This window comes from Stenotrophomonas sp. YJH_SMC_54 (assembly GCF_059368435.1).
The window spans coordinates 89,524-109,199 of the sequence record NZ_JCAFRS010000012.1 but is presented as its reverse complement, the minus strand read 5'-3'; the positions used below and the strand labels follow the sequence as shown (position 1 = coordinate 109,199).

Sequence of the window (19,676 nt, the reverse complement as noted above, 5' to 3'; positions counted from 1 at the left end):
AACCCCAATTCCAGGGATGCCCGGGTACCCATCCGCGATCGTCAACGGCAGTGGCAGGCGCAGGGTCTCATCCGCTGCGACGCCGTCCTGCCATCCTGGGCTGTCATGTCCCGGGCTGCGTCACCCGATGCATCGAGCACCCACCAATCACGCCAAGAGGACACACGCCGTGACCACCGAATCCAGCGCCACCATCGAGAAGGAAAGCGAATTCCTGTTGACGTCGCCGCCGACGGCCAACGCGATGAGTGTGACCAAGCGCAATGGCACGACCGAACTGGTGGACCTGAACAAGATCGTGCGCGCGGTGCAGCGTTCCTCCGAAGGCCTGCACGCCGTCGATCCGATGCGCGTGGCCACCCGCACCATTTCCGGCCTGTACAACGGCGCCACCACCCGCGAGCTGGACGAACTGTCCATCCGCACCGCCGCCCTGCTGATCGGTGAAGAGCCCGAGTACGGCCGCCTGGCTGCGCGCCTGCTGGCCAACTACATTGCCAAGGAAGTCTCGGGCCAGGAAATCTACGCCTTCTCGCAGTCGGTCAGCCGTGGCCATGAAGTCGGTCTGATCAACGACCGCCTGCTGAACTTCGTGCAGACCAACGCGCGCAAGCTCAACGATGCCATCGACATCTCGCTGGACCTGAACTTCGATTACTTCGGCCTGCGTACCCTGTACGACCGTTACCTGCTGCGCCACCCGCACACCCGCAAGGTGATCGAGACCCCGCAGCAGTTCTTCCTGCGCATCGCCAGCGCGCTGAGTGAGGACGTGTCCGAGACCCTGGCGCTGTACAAGCGCATGGGCAACCTGGACTACCTGCCGTCCAGCCCGACCCTGTTCAATTCCGGCACCACCCACGAGCAGCTGTCCTCGTGCTTCCTGCTGGACTCGCCGCAGGACTCGCTGGAGTCGATCTACTCCAAGTACGGCGACATCGCCCAGCTGTCGAAGTTCTCCGGCGGCATCGGCGTCAGCTACACCCGCGTGCGTTCGCGTGGTTCGCTCATCAAGTCGACCAACGGCCACTCCAACGGCATCGTGCCGTGGCTGAAGACCATGGATTCGTCCGTGGCCGCAGTGAACCAGGGTGGCAAGCGCAAGGGCGCGGCCTGCGTGTACCTGGAAACCTGGCACGCCGACATCGAGGACTTCCTCGAGCTGCGTGACAACACCGGTGACGAAGCCCGCCGCGCGCACAACCTGAACCTGGCCAACTGGGTGCCGGACCTGTTCATGAAGCGTGTCGAAGCCGACCAGGAATGGTCGCTGTTCGATCCGCGCGTCGTGCCGGAGTTCACCGACCTGTTCGGCGAAGCCTTCGAGGCCGCCTACCTGCAGGCCGAAGCCCAGGGCAAGGCCAACCGCACCATCTCTGCCCGCAAGCTGTACGCCCGCATGATGCGTACGCTGGCCGAGACCGGCAACGGCTGGATGACCTTCAAGGACAAGTGCAACCGCGCCAGCAACCAGACCCTGCGTCCGGGCAACGTGATCCACCTGTCCAACCTGTGCACCGAAATCCTGGAAGTCACCTCCAACGATGAAACCGCGGTGTGCAACCTGGGTTCGATCAACCTGGGCAACCACTTCGACGAGCACAACGAGTTCGATTTCGAGAAGCTGGCCGAGACCGTGCGCCTGGCCGTGCGCCAGCTCGACCGCGTCATCGACCTGAACTTCTACCCGATCGAAACCGCCCGCCGCGCCAACCTGCGCTGGCGTCCGGTCGGCCTGGGCTGCATGGGCCTGCAGGACGTGTTCTTCCGCAAGCGCCTGCCGTTCGACAGCGCCGAAGCCCGCGCCCTGTCGAAGAAGATTGCCGAAGCGATCTACTTCCATGCGCTGGAAACCTCCTGCGAGCTGGCCCAGGAACGCGGCAAGCACCCGTCGTTCAACGACACCCGTGCCGCCAGCGGTGAACTGCAGTTCGACGCCTGGAACGTGGTGCCGGAAGACACCGCACGCTGGGACGCCCTGCGCAGCCGCATCAAGGAACACGGCCTGCGCAATTCGCTGATGATCGCGATTGCGCCGACCGCGACCATCGCCTCGATCGCCGGCTGCTACGAGTGCGTCGAGCCGCAGGTGTCCAACCTGTTCAAGCGCGAAACCCTGTCCGGTGACTTCCTGCAGGTCAACCGTTACCTGGTGAACGAGCTGAAGAAGCTGGGCCTGTGGACGCCGGAAATGCGCGATGCCATCAAGCTGGCCGAAGGTTCCATCGCCGGCGTGGCGCAGATTCCGGAAACGCTGCGCGAGGTCTACCGCACCGCGTGGGAACTGCCGATGCGTTCGCTGATCGACATGGCCGCCGAGCGTGGCGCCTTCATCGACCAGTCGGCCTCGCTCAACCTGTTCATGGAAAGCCCGAACATCGGCGCGATGTCCTCCATGTACATGTACGCCTGGAAGCAGGGCATCAAGACCACCTACTACCTGCGTTCGCGCCCGGCCACCAAGATCGCCAAGACCACGGTGAGCGCTGCGGCCCCGGCCAAGGTATTCAGCCCGGACGAAGCCATCGCCTGCTCGCTGGAAAACCCGGAAGCCTGCGAGGCCTGCCAGTAACACACCGCGCGGTGGGTGCCGACCGTTGGTCGGCACTCGAACACCTCGCACCTGTAGAGCCGAGCCATGCTCGGCTGCGGAAAAACACCCACGGTAGCGCCGGGCCACGCCCGGCGGCTCACCCAGGAATTCAAGGAAACACCCATGGCCGACAAGCCCAAGCAGATGCTGCTCGATCCCGGTTTTGAACTGACCCTGCGCCCGATGCGCTACCCGCAGTTCTATGACATGTACCGGAACGCGATCAAGAACACCTGGACGGTGGAAGAGATCAACTTCCAGATCGACATCACCGACCTGCACAGCAAGATGTCGCCGGGTGAGCGCCACCTGATCCACCGCCTGGTCGCGTTCTTCGCCACCGGCGACTCGATCGTGTCCAACAACCTGGTGCTGAACCTGTACCAGCATCTCAATGCGCCGGAAGCGCGCATGTACCTGTCGCGCCAGCTGTATGAAGAAGCGCTGCACGTGCAGTTCTACCTGACCCTGCTCGACAACTACCTGCCGGATCCGGAAGAGCGCGCCAAGGCGTTCTCGGCGGTGGAGAACATCGACTCGATCAAGAAGAAGGCCGATTTCTGCTTCAAGTGGATCGACTCGATCCAGAGCCTGACCCGCATCGAGACCCGCGAACAGCGCCGCCAGTTCCTGCTCAACCAGATCTGCTTCGCCGCCTGCATCGAAGGCCTGTTCTTCTTCGCGGCCTTTGCCTACGTGTACTACTTCCGTTCGCGCGGCCTGCTGCCAGGCCTGGCCTCGGGCACCAACTGGGTGTTCCGCGACGAGAGCGCGCACATGGAGTTCGCGTTCGAGTCGGTGCGCGTGGTGCGTGAGGAAGAACCGGACCTGTTCGACGAAGAGATGAAGCAGCAGGTCTACGACATGCTGGCCGAAGCCATCGAATGCGAAGTGCAGTTCGCCGAGGACGTGCTGTCCGGCGGCGTGGCCGGCATCTCCACCCGCGACATGCGCCAGTACCTGCAGCACTGTGCCGACCAGCACTTCGCCAAGCTGGGCATGGAAAAGAAGTACAACGTGCGCAACCCGCTGCCGTTCATGGAACTGCAGGACGTGCAGGAACTGACCAACTTCTTCGAACGCCGCGTCTCGGCCTACCAGGTCGGCGTGCAGGGCGAAGTCGCCTTCGACATGAATTTCTGATCGAACCGGCCCGGCCTGTTGCAACGAAGAACCCCGGCCAATGCCGGGGTTTTTCGTTGCGCATCAGAAGGATGAGCTATTCTCGCTGGACGCCAGTGGTGGCGGTGCTTCGCATCCATGCCGGGCCTGGGGAGGAAGAAGGGATGCCACTGCAGGAATGACGCGTGGACAATCCCAGCGCCGGGTTCCCGTGCGCGTGGTCCTGCCATGGTGGCGCAACTGAATGGACCCTGGAGGTCGCAATGGAGACTGCAGTGCGTGGAACAGCAACCCGCAGGACCGTGTTTCGTGGGTGGACGGGAGGATTGTTCGCCGTCCTGGTCGCCTGTCCGCCCCTCGCCCATGGCACGAACTGCGATTCCAAGGTGACCAACGTTTCCATCGATGCCAGCGGCAAGGTGTTCGTGGCGACCACCGTCTCGCCCATCCACGCGGTCTGCAACATCGTCAGCAAAGGCGACTTCAGCATGCCGCCCGAGGTCTGCAAGGCAACCTACGCCATGCTGATGAGTGCGAAGGTCTCCGCCATACCCATCCGCCTGTACTACACCAGCGTGCCGCAATGTGGCGATATCAAGGCCTGGTCGGCACAACCGAGCTTCTACCACGCTGAACTGTTCTGATTACGGGGCCGGGCGTATCGCCTGGAGGGCACGCCGCGATCAGCGCCGCCCTTCCACCGCCATGCGCACCGCCAGTCCGGCCAGCACCGTGCCCATCAGCCAGCGCTGCACCATCTGCCAGGTGGGGCGTGCGGCCAGGAAGCCGGCGATGCTGCCGGCGGTCAGCGCGATCATGCCGTTCACGCTGACGCTGACCAGGATCTGGGTGGAGCCCAGCACGATCGACTGCATCAGCACGCTGCCTTCGCTGTCCGGGTGCAGGAACTGCGGCAGCAGCGACAGGTACATCACCGCCACTTTAGGGTTCAGCAGATTGGTCAGGAATCCCATCGTGAACAGCTTGCGCGGGCTGTCCTGCGGCAGTTCGCGCACCGCGAACGGCGAACGGCCACCGGGCTTGAGCGCCTGCCAGGCCAGGTACAGCAGGTACAGCGCGCCACCGATGCGCAGCGCGTCGTAGGCGAACGGCACGGTCATCAGCAGGGCGGTGATGCCCAGTGCCGCGCACAGCATGTAGAACACGAAGCCCAGTGCCACCCCGCCCAGCGAGATCAGTCCCGCCATCGGCCCCTGGCAGATCGAGCGCGAGATGACGTAGATCATGTTCGGCCCGGGCGTGAGCACCATGGCCAGCGAAACCAGCGCAAAGGCCAGCAGATCGGAAGTGGCGGGCATGGGGGGTCCTGGCAGTGGGCGTGGCGCAGTGTAACGCCTGCTGCAGGCGCGGCCTGCGCAGGCACCGCTGCCGGGTGACCGTTGCACGTGCATTCCGATGGCCGTCACGCCGGTCGCTTAGAATCCGCAGCACCCCACACCGAAGCTCCCCCATGACCCCGATCCCCGAGACCGTGCCGCCCATCGAAGTGCGCATGGCCGAAATCGTCTTCCCCAACCACACCAACCACCTTGGCACCCTGTTCGGTGGCCAGGCACTGGCGTGGATGGACAAGGCCGCGTTCCTGGCCGCCGCCCGCTACTCGCGCCGTACCGTGGTGACCGCGCGCAGCGACCAGGTCGACTTCAAGCTGCCGATCCGCATCGGCCAGATGGTGGAAACCATCGGCCGCATCGTTGAAGTCGGCCGCAGCTCGATGAAGGTGGAGGTGGAACTGGTCGCCGAAGACCTGCACAGCGGCGAGCGCAAGCTGTGCACCCGCGGCCACTTCGTGATGATCGCGCTGGACGAGGAAGGCCACCCGATCGCGGTGCCGCCGCTGCCGGCGGCCTGACCCGGACAACCGACCGGCGCTTGCGGGGGCGCTGCGGCGCCCCCATCTGGCAGCCATGACCCCGCCACTGACCGACTTCATCGACCGCGCCCAGCGCCTGTTCGTGCTGACCGGCGCCGGCTGCAGCACCGCCTCGGGCATTCCCGATTACCGCGACAGCGACGGCCAGTGGAAACGCACGCCACCGGTGACCTACCAGGCCTTCATGGGCGAGGCCGCTACCCGCCAGCGCTACTGGGCGCGCAGCCTGCTGGGCTGGCCGCGCTTCGGCCTGGCCCGGCCCAATGGTACCCACCAGGCCCTGGCCGCACTGGAAAGCCGTGGCAAGCTGCAGGTGCTGCTGACCCAGAACGTGGACGGCCTGCACCAGCGCGCCGGCAGCCGTAACGTGGTCGACCTGCATGGCCGCCTGGACCTGGTGCGCTGCATGGGCTGCGAGCGCCGCAGTGGCCGCGAGGACTTCCAGCAGCGCCTGCTGGACGCCAACCCCGGCTGGGATGCGCTGGAGGCCGGCGTCGCGCCTGATGGCGACGCCGACCTGGAGACCGATTTCTCCAGCTTCGTGGTACCCGGGTGCCCGCACTGCGGCGGGGTGTTGAAGCCGGACGTGGTGTTTTTCGGCGAAAACGTGCCGCGCGAGCGGGTGGAGGCGGTGCACGAGCACCTGCAGCAGGCCGACGCCGTGCTGGTGGTGGGCTCGTCGCTGATGGTCTATTCCGGCTTCCGCTTCGTGCAGGCGGCGGCCAAAGCAGGACTGCCGGTGGCGGCGCTGAACCGTGGCCGCACCCGTGCCGACGACCTGCTGCAGTTCAAGGATGAACGCGATTGTGCTGAGGCGCTGGCGTCGGTTATCGAACCATCGGCCGGGTAGAGTCGACTGTCAGTCGACTCTACAGGCCACCCGCCGCCGCGAAACAGCGATCCATCCAGATGGTTGATCCCGGAGCCGTGCGGCGGTGCAATACGCATCCCCTACGTCGTCCATCACTGTCTTGAGCCAGCTGTTTTCGCCGATCTCGTTCGGCCCCCTGACCCTGTCCAACCGCATCGTCGTCGCGCCGATGTGCCAGTACTCCGCCGAAGACGGCCGCGCCAGCGACTGGCATGCCATGCACCTGGGCAACCTGGCGCAATCCGGCGCCGGCCTGCTGATCCTGGAAGCCACCGCGGTCGAGCCGCGTGGCCGCATCAGCTGGGCCGACCTGGGCCTTTGGGATGACGGCACCGAGGCCGCGTTGGCACAGGTACTGGCCAGCGTCCGCCGCTGGTCGCCGATGCCGCTGGGCATCCAGCTCGGCCATGCCGGTCGCAAGGCCTCGGTGAACCGCCCTTGGGACGGCGGTGGCCAGCTGCCGGCCGATGATGCACGTGGCTGGGCCACCGTGGCGCCGTCGCCGCTGCCGTTCCATGCCGCCGACCCGGCGCCGCAGGAACTGGACGAGGCCGGCATCGCCGAGGTCATCGCCGCCTTCGCCGCCAGTGCGGTGCGTGCCGAGCGCCTCGGCTTCGAGCTGATCGAGCTGCATGCCGCCCACGGCTATCTGCTGCACCAGTTCCTGTCGCCGCTGAGCAACCGTCGCACCGATGGCTACGGTGGCTCATTGCCGAACCGCCTGCGCCTGCTGGTGGAAGTGTTCGACGCCGTGCGTGCGGCGGTATCGGACAAGGTCGCCGTGGGCGTGCGCATCTCCGCCAGCGACTGGGTCGATGGCGGCTGGGATCTGGTGCAGAGCGAAGCGCTGGCCCAGGTGCTGGACGCGCGCGGCTGCAATTTCCTGCACGTCTCCAGCGGTGGCCTGGACGAACGCCAGAAGATCACCGTCGGTCCGGGCTACCAGGTGCCGTTCGCGGCAGCGATCAAGGCCAAGGTGCGCATGCCGGTCATCGCCGTGGGCATGATCACCGAGCCCGAGCAGGCCGAATCGATCCTGCGCCATCGCCACGCCGATGCCGTGGCCCTGGCGCGCGGCATCCTCTACGACCCGCGCTGGCCGTGGCATGCCGCTGCCGCATTGCGCGACAGCGTGGAACCGGCGCCACAGTACCTGCGCTGCGAGCCGCGCGATGCGCGCGGCGTGTTCAAGACGCGCTGAGGCTCACACCCGCCAGGCCGGCGCGATGCCGGCCTGAAGGTGTTCGAACAGCGCGCGGATCTTGGCGGTGAAATCGCGGCGGTCGCTGACGCAGAAGTAGACCTCCATCGGTTCCGGGCGCCACGCGGTGTCGGCGTCGAACACCGCCTGCAGGCGGCCCTCGCGCAGGTACGGCTCGGCCACGAATGCGGCCAGCCGGGTGATGCCGGCACCGGCCGCCGCCAGCGTCGCCAGCGCATCGATGTCATCGCAGACCATGCTCGGTGGCAGCGCGGCGTCCACGCGCTGGCCGTCCTTCAGCAGGCCCCAGCGCAATGGTCGGCCATCGGTGGGGAAGCGGTGCAGCAACCCGCGATGACCGCCCAGATCGGAAGGCTGTTGCGGGGTGCCGTGCGCCTTCAGGTAGGCCGGCGAGGCACAGAACACGAACGGAACACGCGCCAGCTGCCGCGCGACCACCCCATCCTCCAGCTGCGCCCCGATGCGGATGCTGGCATCCACCGCTTCCGGCCCATGCTGCACGGCGCGGTCGGTCAGGCGCAGCTCCAGCTGCAGTTGTGGGTAGCGCTGCTGCAGTGAAGGCAACAAGGGGGCAAGCACGTGGCGACCGAAGGCGCTGCTGCTGGCGATGCGCAGCGGCCCGGCCGGTTCGATGTCACCGGCGGTGACCATCGCCTGCGCGCGCGCCAGGTCGGCTTCGATGTGGCGCACCTGCGCCAGGTACAGCGCGCCGGCCTCGCTGAGCGCCAGCTGCCGCGTACTCCGGTTCAGCAACCGTACGCCCAGATGGGCCTCCAGCCGGTTGATGTTCTGGCCGACCGCGGTGGCGCTGATGCCAAGGATGCGGGCCGCGGCGGCAATACTGCCGGTCTCTGCGGTGCGGGTGAAGCTGCGGATCAGTTGCAACAGGTTCATGACCGACCAGCTTGCCACGGGAAGGTCCAAGTATCGCTTGGTACTGAACCAAGCAGGTCGGTTGCACCCGTGATCATCCGGCCGCTGGGCAGGGCGCTGCCCTACACTGTGGCGATGCGCCCCGATTCCATTCTTACCCTGTCCTGCCCCGACCGCACCGGCATCGTCTACCGCGTGTCCGGCCTGCTGTTCGACCACGGCTGCAACATCCTCGACGCCCAGCAGTTCGGCGATGAGGAGAGTGGCCGCTTCTTCCTGCGCGTGCACTTCGACTGCGATGCCGGCCTGCCGCTGGAGACCGTGCACGCGGCCATGGCCACGCTTGCCGAAGGCTTCGGCATGGACTGGCAGCTGCACGATGGCCGACGCCGCGCCCGGCTGCTGGTGCTGGTCAGCAAACAGGGGCATTGCCTCAATGACCTGCTGTTCCGCGCCCACAGCGGCCAGCTGAAGGTGGACATCGCAGCAGTGGCGTCCAACCACGCCGACTTTGCGCCGCTGGCGGCGTCCTACCAGGTGCCGTTCCACCACCTGCCGGTGATCGCCGATACACGCGCGGTGCAGGAGCAGCAGATCATCGACCTGGTCGAGCGCGAACGCATCGATCTGGTGGTGCTGGCGCGCTACATGCAGATCCTGTCACCCACGCTGTGCCGCGCGCTGGCCGGCCGTGCGATCAACATCCACCACAGCTTCCTGCCCAGCTTCAAGGGCGCGCAGCCGTACCACCAGGCACACGCGCGTGGGGTCAAGATCATCGGCGCCACCGCGCACTATGTCACCGAGGACCTGGACGAAGGCCCGATCATCGAACAGGACGTGGCCCGCGTGGACCACGCGATGGCACCGCGTGAACTGGTGCGGCTGGGCAGCGATACCGAATCGCTGGTGCTGGCACGCGCGGTTCGCCGCCATGTGGAGCACCGCATCCTGCTCAATGGGCATCGCACGGTGGTGTTCCGGTAATCGCCCATCCCGCGTCCGCCGGGCATGGCCCGGCGCTACCACGGGTGCTATCCGGTAGTGCCGGGCGCTGGCCGGCAACTGCAGAGATCCCGAGGTTGCCGGCCAGCGCCCGGCACTACCGAATCCTGATTTCATCCAATGAAAAGCCGCCGGTTCGGCCGTCCCGCGATCTGTAGGGGGGGCGTAGTTAGGGGGCTGGATGAATCGATTGTGTTGTTGTGGGCAGGAGCGCGCAGGCGGCATAAGCGACGTGCGCGGTAGCGCCGGGCCATGCCCGGCGGTCACGCCTCAGACGATCGCAATCCCCGCCTTGCCCAGCGCCTCGCGCACCATCACGTCGTTGGCTTCGGTCACCGGCTTGGTCAGCTCCCACAGGAACTTCACCCGGAAGCCGGACTTTACCGCGTCCTGCGCGCTCCACAGCACGCAGTAGTCGCGGGCCAGGCCGCATACGTGCACTTCGCGGATGCGGCGTTCATGCAGCCAGCCGGCCAGGCCGGTGGCCGGGCGCTCGCCATCGGGGCCGTGGTTCTCGCGGAAGGCGCTGTACGAATCCACCTGTTGGCGCGTGCCCTTGCGCAGGATCAGGTCGGCCACGGTCCAGTCCACGCCCGGGTGCAGGGCGGCACCGGCGCTGCCCTGCACGCAGTGGTCCGGCCACAGGGTCTGCGGCTGCGCATGCAGCAGGATGGTCTCGAACGGGCGTTGGCCGGGGTGCTGGCTGGCGAACGAGGCATGGTCGGCCGGGTGCCAGTCCTGGGTCGCCACCACGGTGCGGTAGCGGCGCTGCACCAGCAGATCGGCGATCGGTGCCACCAGCGCATCGCCCTGGTCGCAGGCCAAGGCGCCACCGGGCATGAAGTCCGGCTGCAGGTCGATCACCAGCAGGGCGACATCGGCGGGCAGGGCGGTCATGGCAGTTCCGGTACAACAGAAGGGGCGACCAGCGTGGCCGCCCCATGCCTGCACGTCAATCGTCCTGCGGCGTCCCAGCGTCCTGCCCGTAGTACAACAGGCCGATCTTGATCCGCTCGCGGCCATTCTCGCGGCGATGGCGGTTGGCATCGCGCAGCGAGTACACGCAGCCGCAGTATTCCTGCTGGTAGAACTGCTCGCGCTTGCTGATCTCGATCATGCGGCTGGCACCGCCGCCCTTGCGCCAGTTGTAGTCCCAGTACTGCAGGCCTTCATAGCGCGAGGCGGCGCGGATGCCGCAGTCGTTGATCTGCGCCATGTTCTTCCAGCGCGAGATGCCCAGCGAAGAACTGATGGTGTCGTAACCGTGCTCGTGCGCGTACAGCGCAGTGCGCTCGAAGCGCATGTCGAAGCACATCGTGCAGCGGATGCCGCGTTCGGGCTCGTTTTCCATGCCGCGTGCACGGCTGAACCAGTTGTCGGTGTCGTAGTCGCAGTCGATGAAGGGAATGCCGTGCTGCTCGGCGAAGCGGATGTTCTCCTGCTTGCGCAGCTCGTACTCCTTCACCGGGTGGATGTTGGGGTTGTAGAAGAAGATCGCGTAGTCGATCCCGGAGGCGGTGATCGCCTCCATCACTTCGCCGGAACAGGGCGCGCAGCACGAATGCAGCAGCAGGCGCTTGCCGCCGGCGGGCAGGGTCAGGGTGGGGCGTTGGAGCTCGGTCATCGTCAGGTACCGCATGGACCGCCGGCAACGGCGGTGGCCCATGCATCAGCGCGTGGGTGAACGGGTCTGGCCGGATACCGTGAACAGGACGCGCGCGGCCACACCGCCTGCACGCGCAGGACGACGACGGCCCCGGCAACCTCCCCGCGGAGATTCCAGGTCGAGTCAGGGGACGGTCGTGTCCCCCGGCCGGGGCCGGTATTCGGGCTGATGGACTCGGGCCGCAGCCCACCTACTACCTGCCGCTTCCCAGGCGCGAGCCCAGTGCTGTTGGCAGGATTCGTTTCCATTCACCGCTGCGGGGCAGCTCCGGAATGGACGCGCGAGGCGCCTTCACCGGATTCCCGTTTAAATCCCTCCCCGCGCCGCAGCGATGGGAGGGATACCTTCGGCGTGTGCAAGGTGGACCTGTTGGTGGCGCCGGTCAAGAGCGCAGGGGTCAGAGCCCGCTGCAACGCAGCGGGCTCTGACCCCGGTCGGGATGCACCTTCAATGCCCCACGGCCGCCCGCGTGCGGATGTCGTCCAGCCGCTGGTCGTGCAGCAGGCGGCCGTTCTCCCACACGGTCACCATTGCGTCCTCGAAGCCGTCCGGCAGGGTGTCGTCGCCGTTGGCCGGCAGTGGCACCGTATGCAGGCTGCCATCGTCCAGGCGGCGCAGCAGGCGCATGCGGCCGCGCTTGCTGGCCTTGCCGGCGTCGGTGACCGGATCCTTGTAGACGTCGATCCACTCACCCTCGACCCTCGCCGCCGAGCACTTCAGTGCGAACTTCTGCGTATCGCGGTCCAGCCGCTGCAGCAGCGCACCGCCCATGCCGAAGGCCACGTTGTCGGCGGCGTAGCCGTCGTCGGTGATGCGCTGCAGGATCGCGCGGATGGTGTCCGGATTGATGCCATCGCCCTGGATCACCCGCACGTGGTTGAGCACGCGATAGCCCTTGCCGTTGATCGCGTGGCCGAAGGCTTCATCCAGCCGGCGCAGGCTTTCGGCCACCACCTCCACCGGGTCACCCGAGTCGGGACGGATGACCAGGGTGGCGCCCGACGCGATCACGTCATCGCGCAGGGTGGTGCCCCAGTGTTCGCTGATCGCGCGGTAGATGTCATAGCTGTCCGACACCACCGCCACGATCGAACAGGGCTTGCCGAACTGGCGCAGCATGTTGCGATAGGCGTCCACCTCGCGTTCGCGGCCCCAACTGGTGATGGTGCTGTGCTCGGCGGCCGGAATCGAATAGCCGGCCATCGGCGCGTGGTAGTGCGCGCGTGCCAGGCACAGCGCCGACACGGTATCGGTGCCGAGGAAGTTGACCAGGTGCGCGGCACCGCCCAACGCGGCCGATTCCAGGCTCGATACACCGCGCGCGCCGAAGTCGTGCAGCTTGAACGGCAGCTGCCCCTGCGGGTCGTCGCTGGTCTGCTGCAGGAACGCGGCGATGGTCTGCCGTGCGTGCCAGCTGATGGTGGCCACGGTGACCGGATACCACACGCGCAGCAGCAGCGTTTCCAGATACGACGGCACCCAGAACGCAGCCGGATCGGTCGACTCGATGGTCATCAGTGCCTGGTGGGTGGGCACCACGCTGCCCTCGGGAACGGCGCGGATGCGCACCGGCAGGTGGCCGCCAAGCCGGTCGACGATATCGCGCCAGCCGGCCTCGTTGAACGGTTCGCCGTGCGCGGCGAATACCGCAGCAGCGTCGTCGATGTCGGCGTGGGTGACCGGTCGTGCCAGCGCGTCCTTGAGGATCGCCTGCAGGCCGAAGAACACCGTGCGATCGTGCAGGCCGCCACGTGATTCGACGTAGAAGAACGTGGCATCGGTACCCGGCGGATACTGCAGCCAATGGCTGGCCTTGTAGCTGTCGGTGTTGAGGAGAAGATTATCGAGGTAGTGCATGACGGAAGCTCCTTCGCGTCGAGTGACACCAGCGGTCTATCCGCCAGTGGGGAGGCCGGGCCTGTCAGCCGCGGCCGAGGAAATACTCCAGGATGTGCAGGTGGTCTTCGAACAGCTGCGGGCCCATGTCCAGGGCTTCACTCACCGGTATCCAGCGCGCCTTGTCGGCGTCGTCGCCGCCGCGCACCGGCGGCAGGTCACCGGCCGGGAATTCGAAGTGGAAACCGTGGGTGATGGTGCGGCCGCGCTGGCTGCGGTCGGGGTGGTCGAAGACTTGCTGGCCCTTCAGCGACCCCTTCAGCACCGGCAGCGGAATCTTCAGCCGGGTTTCCTCGCGCAGTTCGCGCAGGCAGCTGTCGAGCAGGCTCTGTTCCTGGCCGACGAAGCCGCCGGGCAGCGCCCACAGCCCCTTGCCGGGTTCCGAGCGGCGACGCACCAGCAGCACGTGGCCTGAATGCACCACCACCGCATCGGTGGTGACGAAGGTGGGCGCGTAGGGCGCATCCTTCCAGGCGGCCTTGTACTGTTCGATGAAGCGGTACTCGGCCACCAGCTGGCCATAGGCAGGCGCGCTTTTGCGGAACGCTTCAAGCATGTCGTACACCGGCGCCGGCACATTGCCACGCAGCATCAGCAGCGCGCCGTGGAAGTCGACGTCGCCGGCTTCGAACAGGTAGCGCCGCAGCTCGGTGGCCGACAGGGTGGCGGTGTGCTGCACGTCCACCAGCGGCCACTGCGGGAACTCGCGCAGGTAGTAGCTGGACGCGTCCTTGTCCATGCCGATCAGGCCTACCTTCGCATCGGCGGCGGCGCCGTCGTTGCGCAGGGCTTCAGCCACCTGGCGCTGCACGTTGGCGATCCACTGCGCTTCGTTGTACAGGTGGTCACGCAGCGGGCGGATCAGCAGGCGGTCGGTGTGGCCATCGAGGGCGGCCTGGATCATCACGGCACGTTCGGCCACGGTCCAGGGATTGCGCAGGCTGCGGGGGGTATCGGCAGAGCCGACCAGGAAGATCAGCTTGCGGGCCCGGCTCAGGGCCAGGCGGGCAACGGCGGCGTGGCCGTTGTGGAAGGGCTCGAATCGCCCGATGAAGACGAGATAGTCGAATTCCATGAGAATCCCTCATGTCGTTGTGGCAGCCGCGGGTCTGTCCCTTGGCTTGCTGCAGATGCTACGCCGATGGCGGGGCGGGTCAAGCCTGCAGCCGTGCATTCTGCTGAACGGCGCATCGCGTGCGCGGACTGCGCCGTTGTTCTCAGGCCCTGAGAAGCCTCTGCGCCATACTGGCACCCACGCGGCGGACGGCATGCTCGGGGGCAAGACAGTGGCGGACAAGTACTGCGATCTGGTCATGAAAGGCGGCATCACCAGCGGCATCGTGTACCCCAATGCGGTACTGGCGCTGGCGCGCGAGTATCGCTTCAAGAGCATCGGCGGCACTTCGGCCGGCGCCATCGCCGCCGCCGTGGCGGCTGCGGCGGCCTGCGGTGATCGTCGTCAGCAGGCCGGCGAGCACCTGCCCGGCGATGCAGGCTATGGCGGGTTGTCGGCGGTGTCGGCGCAGCTGTCGCGGCGCGGCTTCATCTACAGCCTGTTCCAGCCCGCACGCGGGGCACGCGCGGCCTATCGCCTGCTGGTGGTGCTGACCGGCAATGCCAGCCTGCCGCGCAAACTGCTGTGCCTGGCCGTTGCCGTGTTCGAGATCGCGCCGCTGGAAGTGCTGGTGTCGCTGGCGCTGCTGCTCGGCCTGGGCTGGTGGGGCGGTGGTTGGAGCGGGGTGGCGGCCACGCTGCTGCCGTCGCTGCTGTGTGCGTACGGTGCAGGTGTGGCCGGTGCCGCGCTTCGTGTGGCACGCGTGGCGCGACGCAATCTGCTGGGCCTGTGCAGCGGCCTCGGCCGCGATGCACGCACGCCGGCACTGACCGAGTGGCTGCACGAATGCCTGCAGCAGTTGTCCGGCAAGCCGCTGGATGCACCGCTCACCTTCGCCGACCTGCACGATGCGCCGCGCTATGCCGGCGAGCCGGACAGCCCGCATGCGATCAGCCTGCAGATGATCACCACCTGCGTGTCGCACAACGAGCCGCGCACGCTGCCGCTGGGCGGCGCGCAGTTCTGGTTCCTGCGCGAGGAATTCGAGCAGCTGTTCCCGGCCAGCGTGGTGCAGTGGCTGGTGACGCAGGCCGGCCCGCCGCTGGAGGTGGAAGGGCGACAGTACTACCACCTGCCGCCGGGCCCGAAGCTGCCGGTGCTGGTGGCCACGCGCATGAGCCTGAGCTTCCCGCTGCTGATCAGCGCGGTGCCGCTGCATGAACCCTCACGCCGCGAACGACGCTGCGAGCCGACCGCGCCGGCGGCCGACCCCGAGCACAACGTGGCCGACAGCATGGAAGGGCTGACCAGCGCCGGGCAGGCTTGCGGCCCGGTGATCACCGCCTTCCGCATCTGCTGGTTCTCCGATGGTGGCATCAGTAGCAATTTCCCGATCCATCTGTTCGATGCCGCGTTGCCGCGCTGGCCTACCTTCGCCATCAATCTGGTCTACCCGCAGCACGCCGAAGAGGTGAACCACGGCAGCAATGGCCGCCAGTCGCTGGAGCACGCGGTGTTCCTGCCCACCGAGAACCGACACGGCTGGCAGCGCACCTACCAGTCGATCGCCACACCGCTGGCGGCCGCCGAGCTGGGCCGCTTCCTGTTCGCGGTGGTGGCGACCATGCAGAACTGGCGCGATCTGCTGCAGGCGCGCGCGCCGGGCTACCGCGACCGCATCGTGCACGTCAGCCTGCAGGGCGACGAAGGCGGCATGAACCTGGACATGCCGCAGGAGGTGCTGACCCGCATCGCCGACAAGGGCAGCCTCGCCGGTGCGCGCTTCTGTTCGTTCTCGTTCGAGAACCACTACTGGATCCGCTGGCGCAACCTGGCCTCGGCCTACCAGCGCTACACGCTGGAAGTGGCACGCACCGATGATCCGGCGCAGCAGGTACTGGCCTACCGCGCGGCCTATTCGATGGTTGCCCGCGGGGAACCGGCACCGCCGTCGTACAAGCTGGGCTCGGAAGACAAGCGGCTGGCCTCGCAGCAGCTGTGGGGGTTGATGGTCGAGCAGGGACGTACCTGGGAAGACCTCGGCCCGGACCTTACTGACGGCGCACCGCGTCCGCTGCCGCAGATGAAGGTCACGCCGATCTACTGAGCCGGCAGTAGATCCACGCCATGCGTGGATGCATTTCGCGCAGGGCGAGAGCGTGCCGACCAACGGTCGGCACCCACCATCACCATCAGCATCACCATCAGCATCAGCATCAGCATCAGCATCAGCATCAGCATCAGCATCAGCATCAGCATCAGCATCAGGTTCCAACAGCAGCAGGAAACTGTCGAAGGTGGGGTGGTGCCGGATTGCGGGGTGTCCGCGGCATGGATGCCGCGGCCAAGCCCCCAGGGACGGGCTCACGGCGTCCCCGCAATCCGACACCGCCCCGCCATCCCACGGAAAGCCCGCTGTTGCTTTTGAGGTTGCCGGCCAGCGGCCGGCACTACCGCAGGTGCAGGGCGCAGCCCTGCCGAACCAACCCTACCGCCCCGGCAACTGCGCGAACGCGCGCTGCATGCAGTCCTCGCGCGGGCACACCCGGCAACCCGGCCCGATCGACACCGAGTTCCCCGGGCTCTGTACATCCAGCCCCAGCGAATACACCAGGCGTTCGGCATGCTGCAGGTCGCAGCCCAACGCCACCGCGAACGTCTTGCGTGGCTGGCCATGGCCCACCGGCCCGCTGCTGACCTGCCGCGCCAGCCAGAAGTGGCGCCGCCCATCGGGCATGCGCGCGGTCTGGGTGAGGATGCGGCCGGGCTGGTTGAACGCCTCGTAGACGATCCACAGCGGGCACGACCCTCCCACCTGCGAGAAATGGAAATCGGTGGCCGAATGGCGTTTGGACACGTTGCCGGCACGGTCCACGCGGATGAAGAAGAACGGCAGCCCGGGCGCACTGCGCCGTGCCAGCGTGCTCAGCCGGTGGCAGACCGCTTCAAAGCCCACGCCGAACTGGTGCGCCAGCAGCTCGATGTCGTAGCTGCTGGCCTCGGCCGCACGCAGGAAACGCATGTACGGCATCACCAACGCACCGGCGAAGTAATTCGACAAGCCAATCCGCGCCTGCGCGATGCGTGCCTCATCGGTGAACCCGGCGCGCGCCACTACCGCATCGATCTGCGGCAGATAGCCATGAAGGGCCAGCTCGGCCGCCATCTGGAACGCCTGCTGGCCGGGCTCCAGGTAATCGGGCAGCCACAGCCGCCGCGCACCGGCATCGTATTGCCGTTTCTCGCGCCCGGCCTGCAGTGCAGCCACTTCCACCAGCACGCCATGTCGGTCGGCCAGCAGCTGGCGCAGCCGCGGTGCCACATGCCCGGGCGACAGCCCCCATTCGGCGAACAGCTGCTCGGCCAGCTCGTCCAGTTCGGGGATGTGGTTGTGCATGCGGTTGAAGAACTCGCGCACCTGGTCACCGGCGGGCAGGGTGCTGCCGGCACCGGGCTCGCCCAGCTGGAACTCCAGCGCGGCGGCATGCTCGCGCAGCGCCAGGTGGCGGCGGTGCAGGTCCAGCAGCGCGCGGCTGACCTGCGGCAGGTTGCCAGCCAGGGCGCGCAGTTCAGTGGCACTGACTTCGGCCAGGCCCAGATCGCGCAGGGTCTCGCCCAGCGCTTCCTGCAGGGCAGCGGGCTCATCTTCGTCGAACAGTGAGGAAACATCGCCCAGTACCTCGCCCAGCTTCTTCTGCACGGCCGGGGTGAGTGGGCGTTTGTTGCGCTCGATCTGGTTCAGGTAACTGGCCGACAGGCCCAAGGCGCGGGCCAGGTCCACCTGGCTGTAGCCGCGCTGCTCGCGCAGCCGTAGCAAGCGCAGGCCAAGCTGCCGCTGGGTGGCTGAATAATTCACAGAATTAACATGAATCGTCTGGCGTGTTGGCCAGATTAAGCGGATTCAGCCCGGAAATCGAGACGGGTGCTGTGAATAATGCCAAGCATCTTTCGCACCCTGTGGGATTGTCGTCATGACTGTTGCAGCGCCCCGTATCCGCATGCTGATCGATGGCCAGTTCGTTGAATCGGCCACCTCCCACTGGCAGGACGTGATCAATCCGGCCACCCAGGACGTGCTGGCCAAGGTGCCGTTCGCCACCACCGGCGAAGTGGACGCCGCCGTCGCCGCCGCCAAGGAAGCCTTCAAGACCTGGCGCAAGACCCCGATCGGCACCCGCGCGCGCATCTTCCTGAAGTACCAGCAGCTGATCCGCGAGAACATGAGCGAGCTGGCCCACATCCTCACCGCCGAACAGGGCAAGACCCTGCCGGACGCCGAAGGCGATGTGTTCCGCGGCCTGGAAGTGGTCGAGCACGCCGCCGCCATCGGCAACCTGCAGCTGGGCGAGCTGGCCAACAACGTGGCCAATGGCGTGGACACCTACACGATCATGCAGCCGCTGGGCGTGTGCGCCGGCATCACCCCGTTCAACTTCCCGGCGATGATCCCGCTGTGGATGTTCCCGATGGCGATTGCAACGGGCAACACCTTCATCCTCAAGCCGTCCGAGCAGGACCCGATGGTCACCATGCGCCTGGTCGAGCTTGCCCTGGAAGCCGGCATTCCGAAGGGCGTGCTGAACGTCGTCCACGGCGGTGAGGAAGTGGTCAACGCGATCTGCGACCACCCGGACATCAAGGCCGTGTCGTTCGTCGGTTCCACCCGCGTCGGCACCCACGTCTACAACCGCGCCTCGCTGGCCGGCAAGCGCGTGCAGTGCATGATGGGCGCCAAGAACCACGCCGTGGTGCTGCCGGACGCCAACAAGGAACAGACCCTCAACGCGATGGTCGGTGCCGCCTTTGGTGCTGCGGGCCAGCGCTGCATGGCCGCTTCCACCCTGGTGCTGGTCGGTGAGGCGCGCAACTGGGTGCAGGACCTGGTCGAAAAGGCCAAGACGTTGAAGGTCAGCGCCGGCACCGTGTCCGGTACCGACGTCGGCCCGGTCATTTCCTGCGGCGCCCGCGAACGCGTGGAAGGCCTGATCGCCTCGGGCGTGGAGCAGGGCGCCAAGCTGGTGCTGGATGGCCGCAAGCCGCAGGTCGATGGTTTCGAGAAGGGCAACTTCGTCGGCCCGACCATCTTTGCCGGTGTCACCACCGACATGCGCATCTACCAGGAAGAAATCTTCGGGCCGGTGCTGGTCATCCTTGAAGCGGAAACGCTGGAAGAGGCCATCGCGATGGTCAACAGCAACCCGAACGGCAACGGCACCGCACTGTTCACCCAGTCCGGCGCTGCCGCGCGCAAGTTCCAGGAAGACATCGACGTCGGCCAGGTCGGCATCAACGTGCCGATCCCGGTGCCGGTGCCGCTGTTCTCGTTCACCGGTTCGCGCGCCTCCAAGCTGGGCGACCTGGGCCCGTACGGCAAGCAGGTGGTGCTGTTCTACACCCAGACCAAGACGGTCACCGCGCGCTGGTTCGATGACGAGACGCTGAGCCACGGCGTCAACACCACGATCAGCCTGAAGTAACGG

Annotated in this window: 17 protein-coding genes and 1 riboswitch; of the genes, 9 read left to right on the top strand and 8 right to left on the bottom strand. The window is 66.8% G+C overall.

Features of this window, described 5'->3' with window-relative positions:
- The first annotated feature begins 169 nt into the window (after positions 1–169).
- The 3 genes from AC5P5S_RS14645 to AC5P5S_RS14635 all read left to right on the top strand — a co-directional run bounded on the left by AC5P5S_RS14645 (position 170) and on the right by AC5P5S_RS14635 (position 4,359).
- A complete protein-coding gene (locus AC5P5S_RS14645; protein WP_024956224.1) occupies positions 170–2,572 on the top strand; it encodes a ribonucleoside-diphosphate reductase subunit alpha in 2,403 nt (800 codons plus the stop codon).
- A 144-nt stretch (positions 2,573–2,716) separates the two neighbouring features.
- Entirely contained in the window at positions 2,717–3,736 is a 1,020-nt protein-coding gene (locus tag AC5P5S_RS14640; protein WP_005407669.1) for a ribonucleotide-diphosphate reductase subunit beta, read from the top strand.
- Positions 3,737–4,101: 365 nt separating this feature from the next.
- On the top strand, positions 4,102–4,359 hold the full coding sequence (locus AC5P5S_RS14635) for a hypothetical protein (RefSeq protein WP_005411932.1): 258 nt from the start codon (positions 4,102–4,104) through the stop codon (positions 4,357–4,359).
- A 39-nt stretch (positions 4,360–4,398) separates the two neighbouring features.
- Here AC5P5S_RS14635 and AC5P5S_RS14630 read toward each other — a convergent pair whose 3' ends face one another.
- The gene (locus AC5P5S_RS14630) at positions 4,399–5,034 is read right to left on the bottom strand and encodes a LysE family translocator (protein WP_005407671.1); all 636 of its coding nucleotides are present in this window, start codon (positions 5,032–5,034) and stop codon (positions 4,399–4,401) included.
- A 152-nt stretch (positions 5,035–5,186) separates the two neighbouring features.
- Here AC5P5S_RS14630 and AC5P5S_RS14625 point away from each other — a divergent pair, with 152 nt between their 5' ends.
- The 3 genes from AC5P5S_RS14625 (at position 5,187) to AC5P5S_RS14615 (ending at position 7,681) form a co-directional block, all read left to right on the top strand.
- Positions 5,187–5,588, top strand: coding sequence for an acyl-CoA thioesterase (locus tag AC5P5S_RS14625; RefSeq protein ID WP_005407672.1), 402 nt, complete (start codon positions 5,187–5,189; stop codon positions 5,586–5,588).
- 55 nt (positions 5,589–5,643) lie between these two features.
- The gene (locus AC5P5S_RS14620; protein WP_043035416.1) at positions 5,644–6,459 is read left to right on the top strand and encodes an NAD-dependent protein deacetylase; all 816 of its coding nucleotides are present in this window, start codon (positions 5,644–5,646) and stop codon (positions 6,457–6,459) included.
- 121 nt (positions 6,460–6,580) lie between these two features.
- Positions 6,581–7,681, top strand: a complete 1,101-nt coding sequence (locus AC5P5S_RS14615; protein WP_005411935.1) for an NADH:flavin oxidoreductase/NADH oxidase — start codon at positions 6,581–6,583, stop codon at positions 7,679–7,681.
- A 3-nt stretch (positions 7,682–7,684) separates the two neighbouring features.
- Here AC5P5S_RS14615 and AC5P5S_RS14610 read toward each other — a convergent pair whose 3' ends face one another.
- On the bottom strand, positions 7,685–8,596 hold the full coding sequence (locus tag AC5P5S_RS14610) for a LysR family transcriptional regulator (RefSeq protein WP_005407675.1): 912 nt from the start codon (positions 8,594–8,596) through the stop codon (positions 7,685–7,687).
- Between the two features lie 114 nt (positions 8,597–8,710).
- Here AC5P5S_RS14610 and purU point away from each other — a divergent pair, with 114 nt between their 5' ends.
- Positions 8,711–9,562, top strand: coding sequence for a formyltetrahydrofolate deformylase (gene purU, locus AC5P5S_RS14605; protein ID WP_495276328.1), 852 nt, complete (start codon positions 8,711–8,713; stop codon positions 9,560–9,562).
- A 288-nt stretch (positions 9,563–9,850) separates the two neighbouring features.
- On the opposite strand, the gene pncA is transcribed toward purU, so the two are convergent.
- The 4 genes from pncA to AC5P5S_RS14585 all read right to left on the bottom strand — a co-directional run bounded on the left by pncA (position 9,851) and on the right by AC5P5S_RS14585 (position 14,217).
- Positions 9,851–10,477: a bifunctional nicotinamidase/pyrazinamidase gene (gene pncA, locus AC5P5S_RS14600; protein ID WP_024956219.1), complete on the bottom strand. Its 627-nt coding sequence runs from the start codon at positions 10,475–10,477 to the stop codon at positions 9,851–9,853.
- Between the two features lie 55 nt (positions 10,478–10,532).
- Positions 10,533–11,219, bottom strand: coding sequence for an epoxyqueuosine reductase QueH (locus AC5P5S_RS14595; RefSeq protein ID WP_012478805.1), 687 nt, complete (start codon positions 11,217–11,219; stop codon positions 10,533–10,535).
- A gap of 161 nt (positions 11,220–11,380) precedes the next feature.
- A riboswitch (cobalamin riboswitch) is annotated at positions 11,381–11,610 on the bottom strand.
- Between the two features lie 83 nt (positions 11,611–11,693).
- Entirely contained in the window at positions 11,694–13,103 is a 1,410-nt protein-coding gene (locus AC5P5S_RS14590; RefSeq protein WP_062606028.1) for a nicotinate phosphoribosyltransferase, read from the bottom strand.
- Positions 13,104–13,167: 64 nt separating this feature from the next.
- Entirely contained in the window at positions 13,168–14,217 is a 1,050-nt protein-coding gene (locus AC5P5S_RS14585) for a bifunctional nicotinamide-nucleotide adenylyltransferase/Nudix hydroxylase (RefSeq protein WP_005411941.1), read from the bottom strand.
- Positions 14,218–14,410: 193 nt separating this feature from the next.
- Here AC5P5S_RS14585 and AC5P5S_RS14580 point away from each other — a divergent pair, with 193 nt between their 5' ends.
- Positions 14,411–16,303 carry a patatin-like phospholipase family protein gene (locus AC5P5S_RS14580; RefSeq protein ID WP_032966341.1) on the top strand — a complete coding sequence of 631 codons (1,893 nt, stop codon included), beginning with the start codon at positions 14,411–14,413 and terminating at the stop codon, positions 16,301–16,303.
- Here AC5P5S_RS14580 and AC5P5S_RS14575 read toward each other — a convergent pair.
- Positions 16,297–16,461, bottom strand: a complete 165-nt coding sequence (locus AC5P5S_RS14575) for a hypothetical protein (RefSeq protein ID WP_495205353.1) — start codon at positions 16,459–16,461, stop codon at positions 16,297–16,299. The genes AC5P5S_RS14580 and AC5P5S_RS14575 overlap by 7 nt on opposite strands.
- 223 nt (positions 16,462–16,684) lie before the next feature.
- Positions 16,685–18,052, bottom strand: a complete 1,368-nt coding sequence (locus AC5P5S_RS14570) for a helix-turn-helix domain-containing protein (protein WP_012478808.1) — start codon at positions 18,050–18,052, stop codon at positions 16,685–16,687.
- A gap of 115 nt (positions 18,053–18,167) precedes the next feature.
- On the opposite strand from AC5P5S_RS14570, the gene AC5P5S_RS14565 reads away from it, so the two are divergent.
- A complete protein-coding gene (locus AC5P5S_RS14565; protein WP_005411945.1) occupies positions 18,168–19,673 on the top strand; it encodes a CoA-acylating methylmalonate-semialdehyde dehydrogenase in 1,506 nt (501 codons plus the stop codon).
- Positions 19,674–19,676 lie beyond the last annotated feature (3 nt).

What these genes read in the sequence shown, in the direction of transcription:
- AC5P5S_RS14640 (WP_005407669.1), top strand. Translation starts at nt 2,717, where the DNA reads ATGGCCGACAAGCCCAAGCAGATGCTGCTCGATCCCGGTTTTGAACTG.
- AC5P5S_RS14565 (WP_005411945.1), top strand. Translation starts at nt 18,168, where the DNA reads ATGACTGTTGCAGCGCCCCGTATCCGCATGCTGATCGATGGCCAGTTC.
- AC5P5S_RS14575 (WP_495205353.1), bottom strand. Translation starts at nt 16,461, where the DNA reads ATGCTGATGCTGATGCTGATGCTGATGCTGATGCTGATGCTGATGCTG.
- AC5P5S_RS14630 (WP_005407671.1), bottom strand. Translation starts at nt 5,034, where the DNA reads ATGCCCGCCACTTCCGATCTGCTGGCCTTTGCGCTGGTTTCGCTGGCC.
- AC5P5S_RS14625 (WP_005407672.1), top strand. Translation starts at nt 5,187, where the DNA reads ATGACCCCGATCCCCGAGACCGTGCCGCCCATCGAAGTGCGCATGGCC.
- AC5P5S_RS14580 (WP_032966341.1), top strand. Translation starts at nt 14,411, where the DNA reads ATGCTCGGGGGCAAGACAGTGGCGGACAAGTACTGCGATCTGGTCATG.
- AC5P5S_RS14595 (WP_012478805.1), bottom strand. Translation starts at nt 11,219, where the DNA reads ATGCGGTACCTGACGATGACCGAGCTCCAACGCCCCACCCTGACCCTG.
- purU (WP_495276328.1), top strand. Translation starts at nt 8,711, where the DNA reads ATGCGCCCCGATTCCATTCTTACCCTGTCCTGCCCCGACCGCACCGGC.
- pncA (WP_024956219.1), bottom strand. Translation starts at nt 10,477, where the DNA reads ATGACCGCCCTGCCCGCCGATGTCGCCCTGCTGGTGATCGACCTGCAG.
- AC5P5S_RS14610 (WP_005407675.1), bottom strand. Translation starts at nt 8,596, where the DNA reads ATGAACCTGTTGCAACTGATCCGCAGCTTCACCCGCACCGCAGAGACC.
- AC5P5S_RS14590 (WP_062606028.1), bottom strand. Translation starts at nt 13,103, where the DNA reads ATGCACTACCTCGATAATCTTCTCCTCAACACCGACAGCTACAAGGCC.
- AC5P5S_RS14585 (WP_005411941.1), bottom strand. Translation starts at nt 14,217, where the DNA reads ATGGAATTCGACTATCTCGTCTTCATCGGGCGATTCGAGCCCTTCCAC.
- AC5P5S_RS14620 (WP_043035416.1), top strand. Translation starts at nt 5,644, where the DNA reads ATGACCCCGCCACTGACCGACTTCATCGACCGCGCCCAGCGCCTGTTC.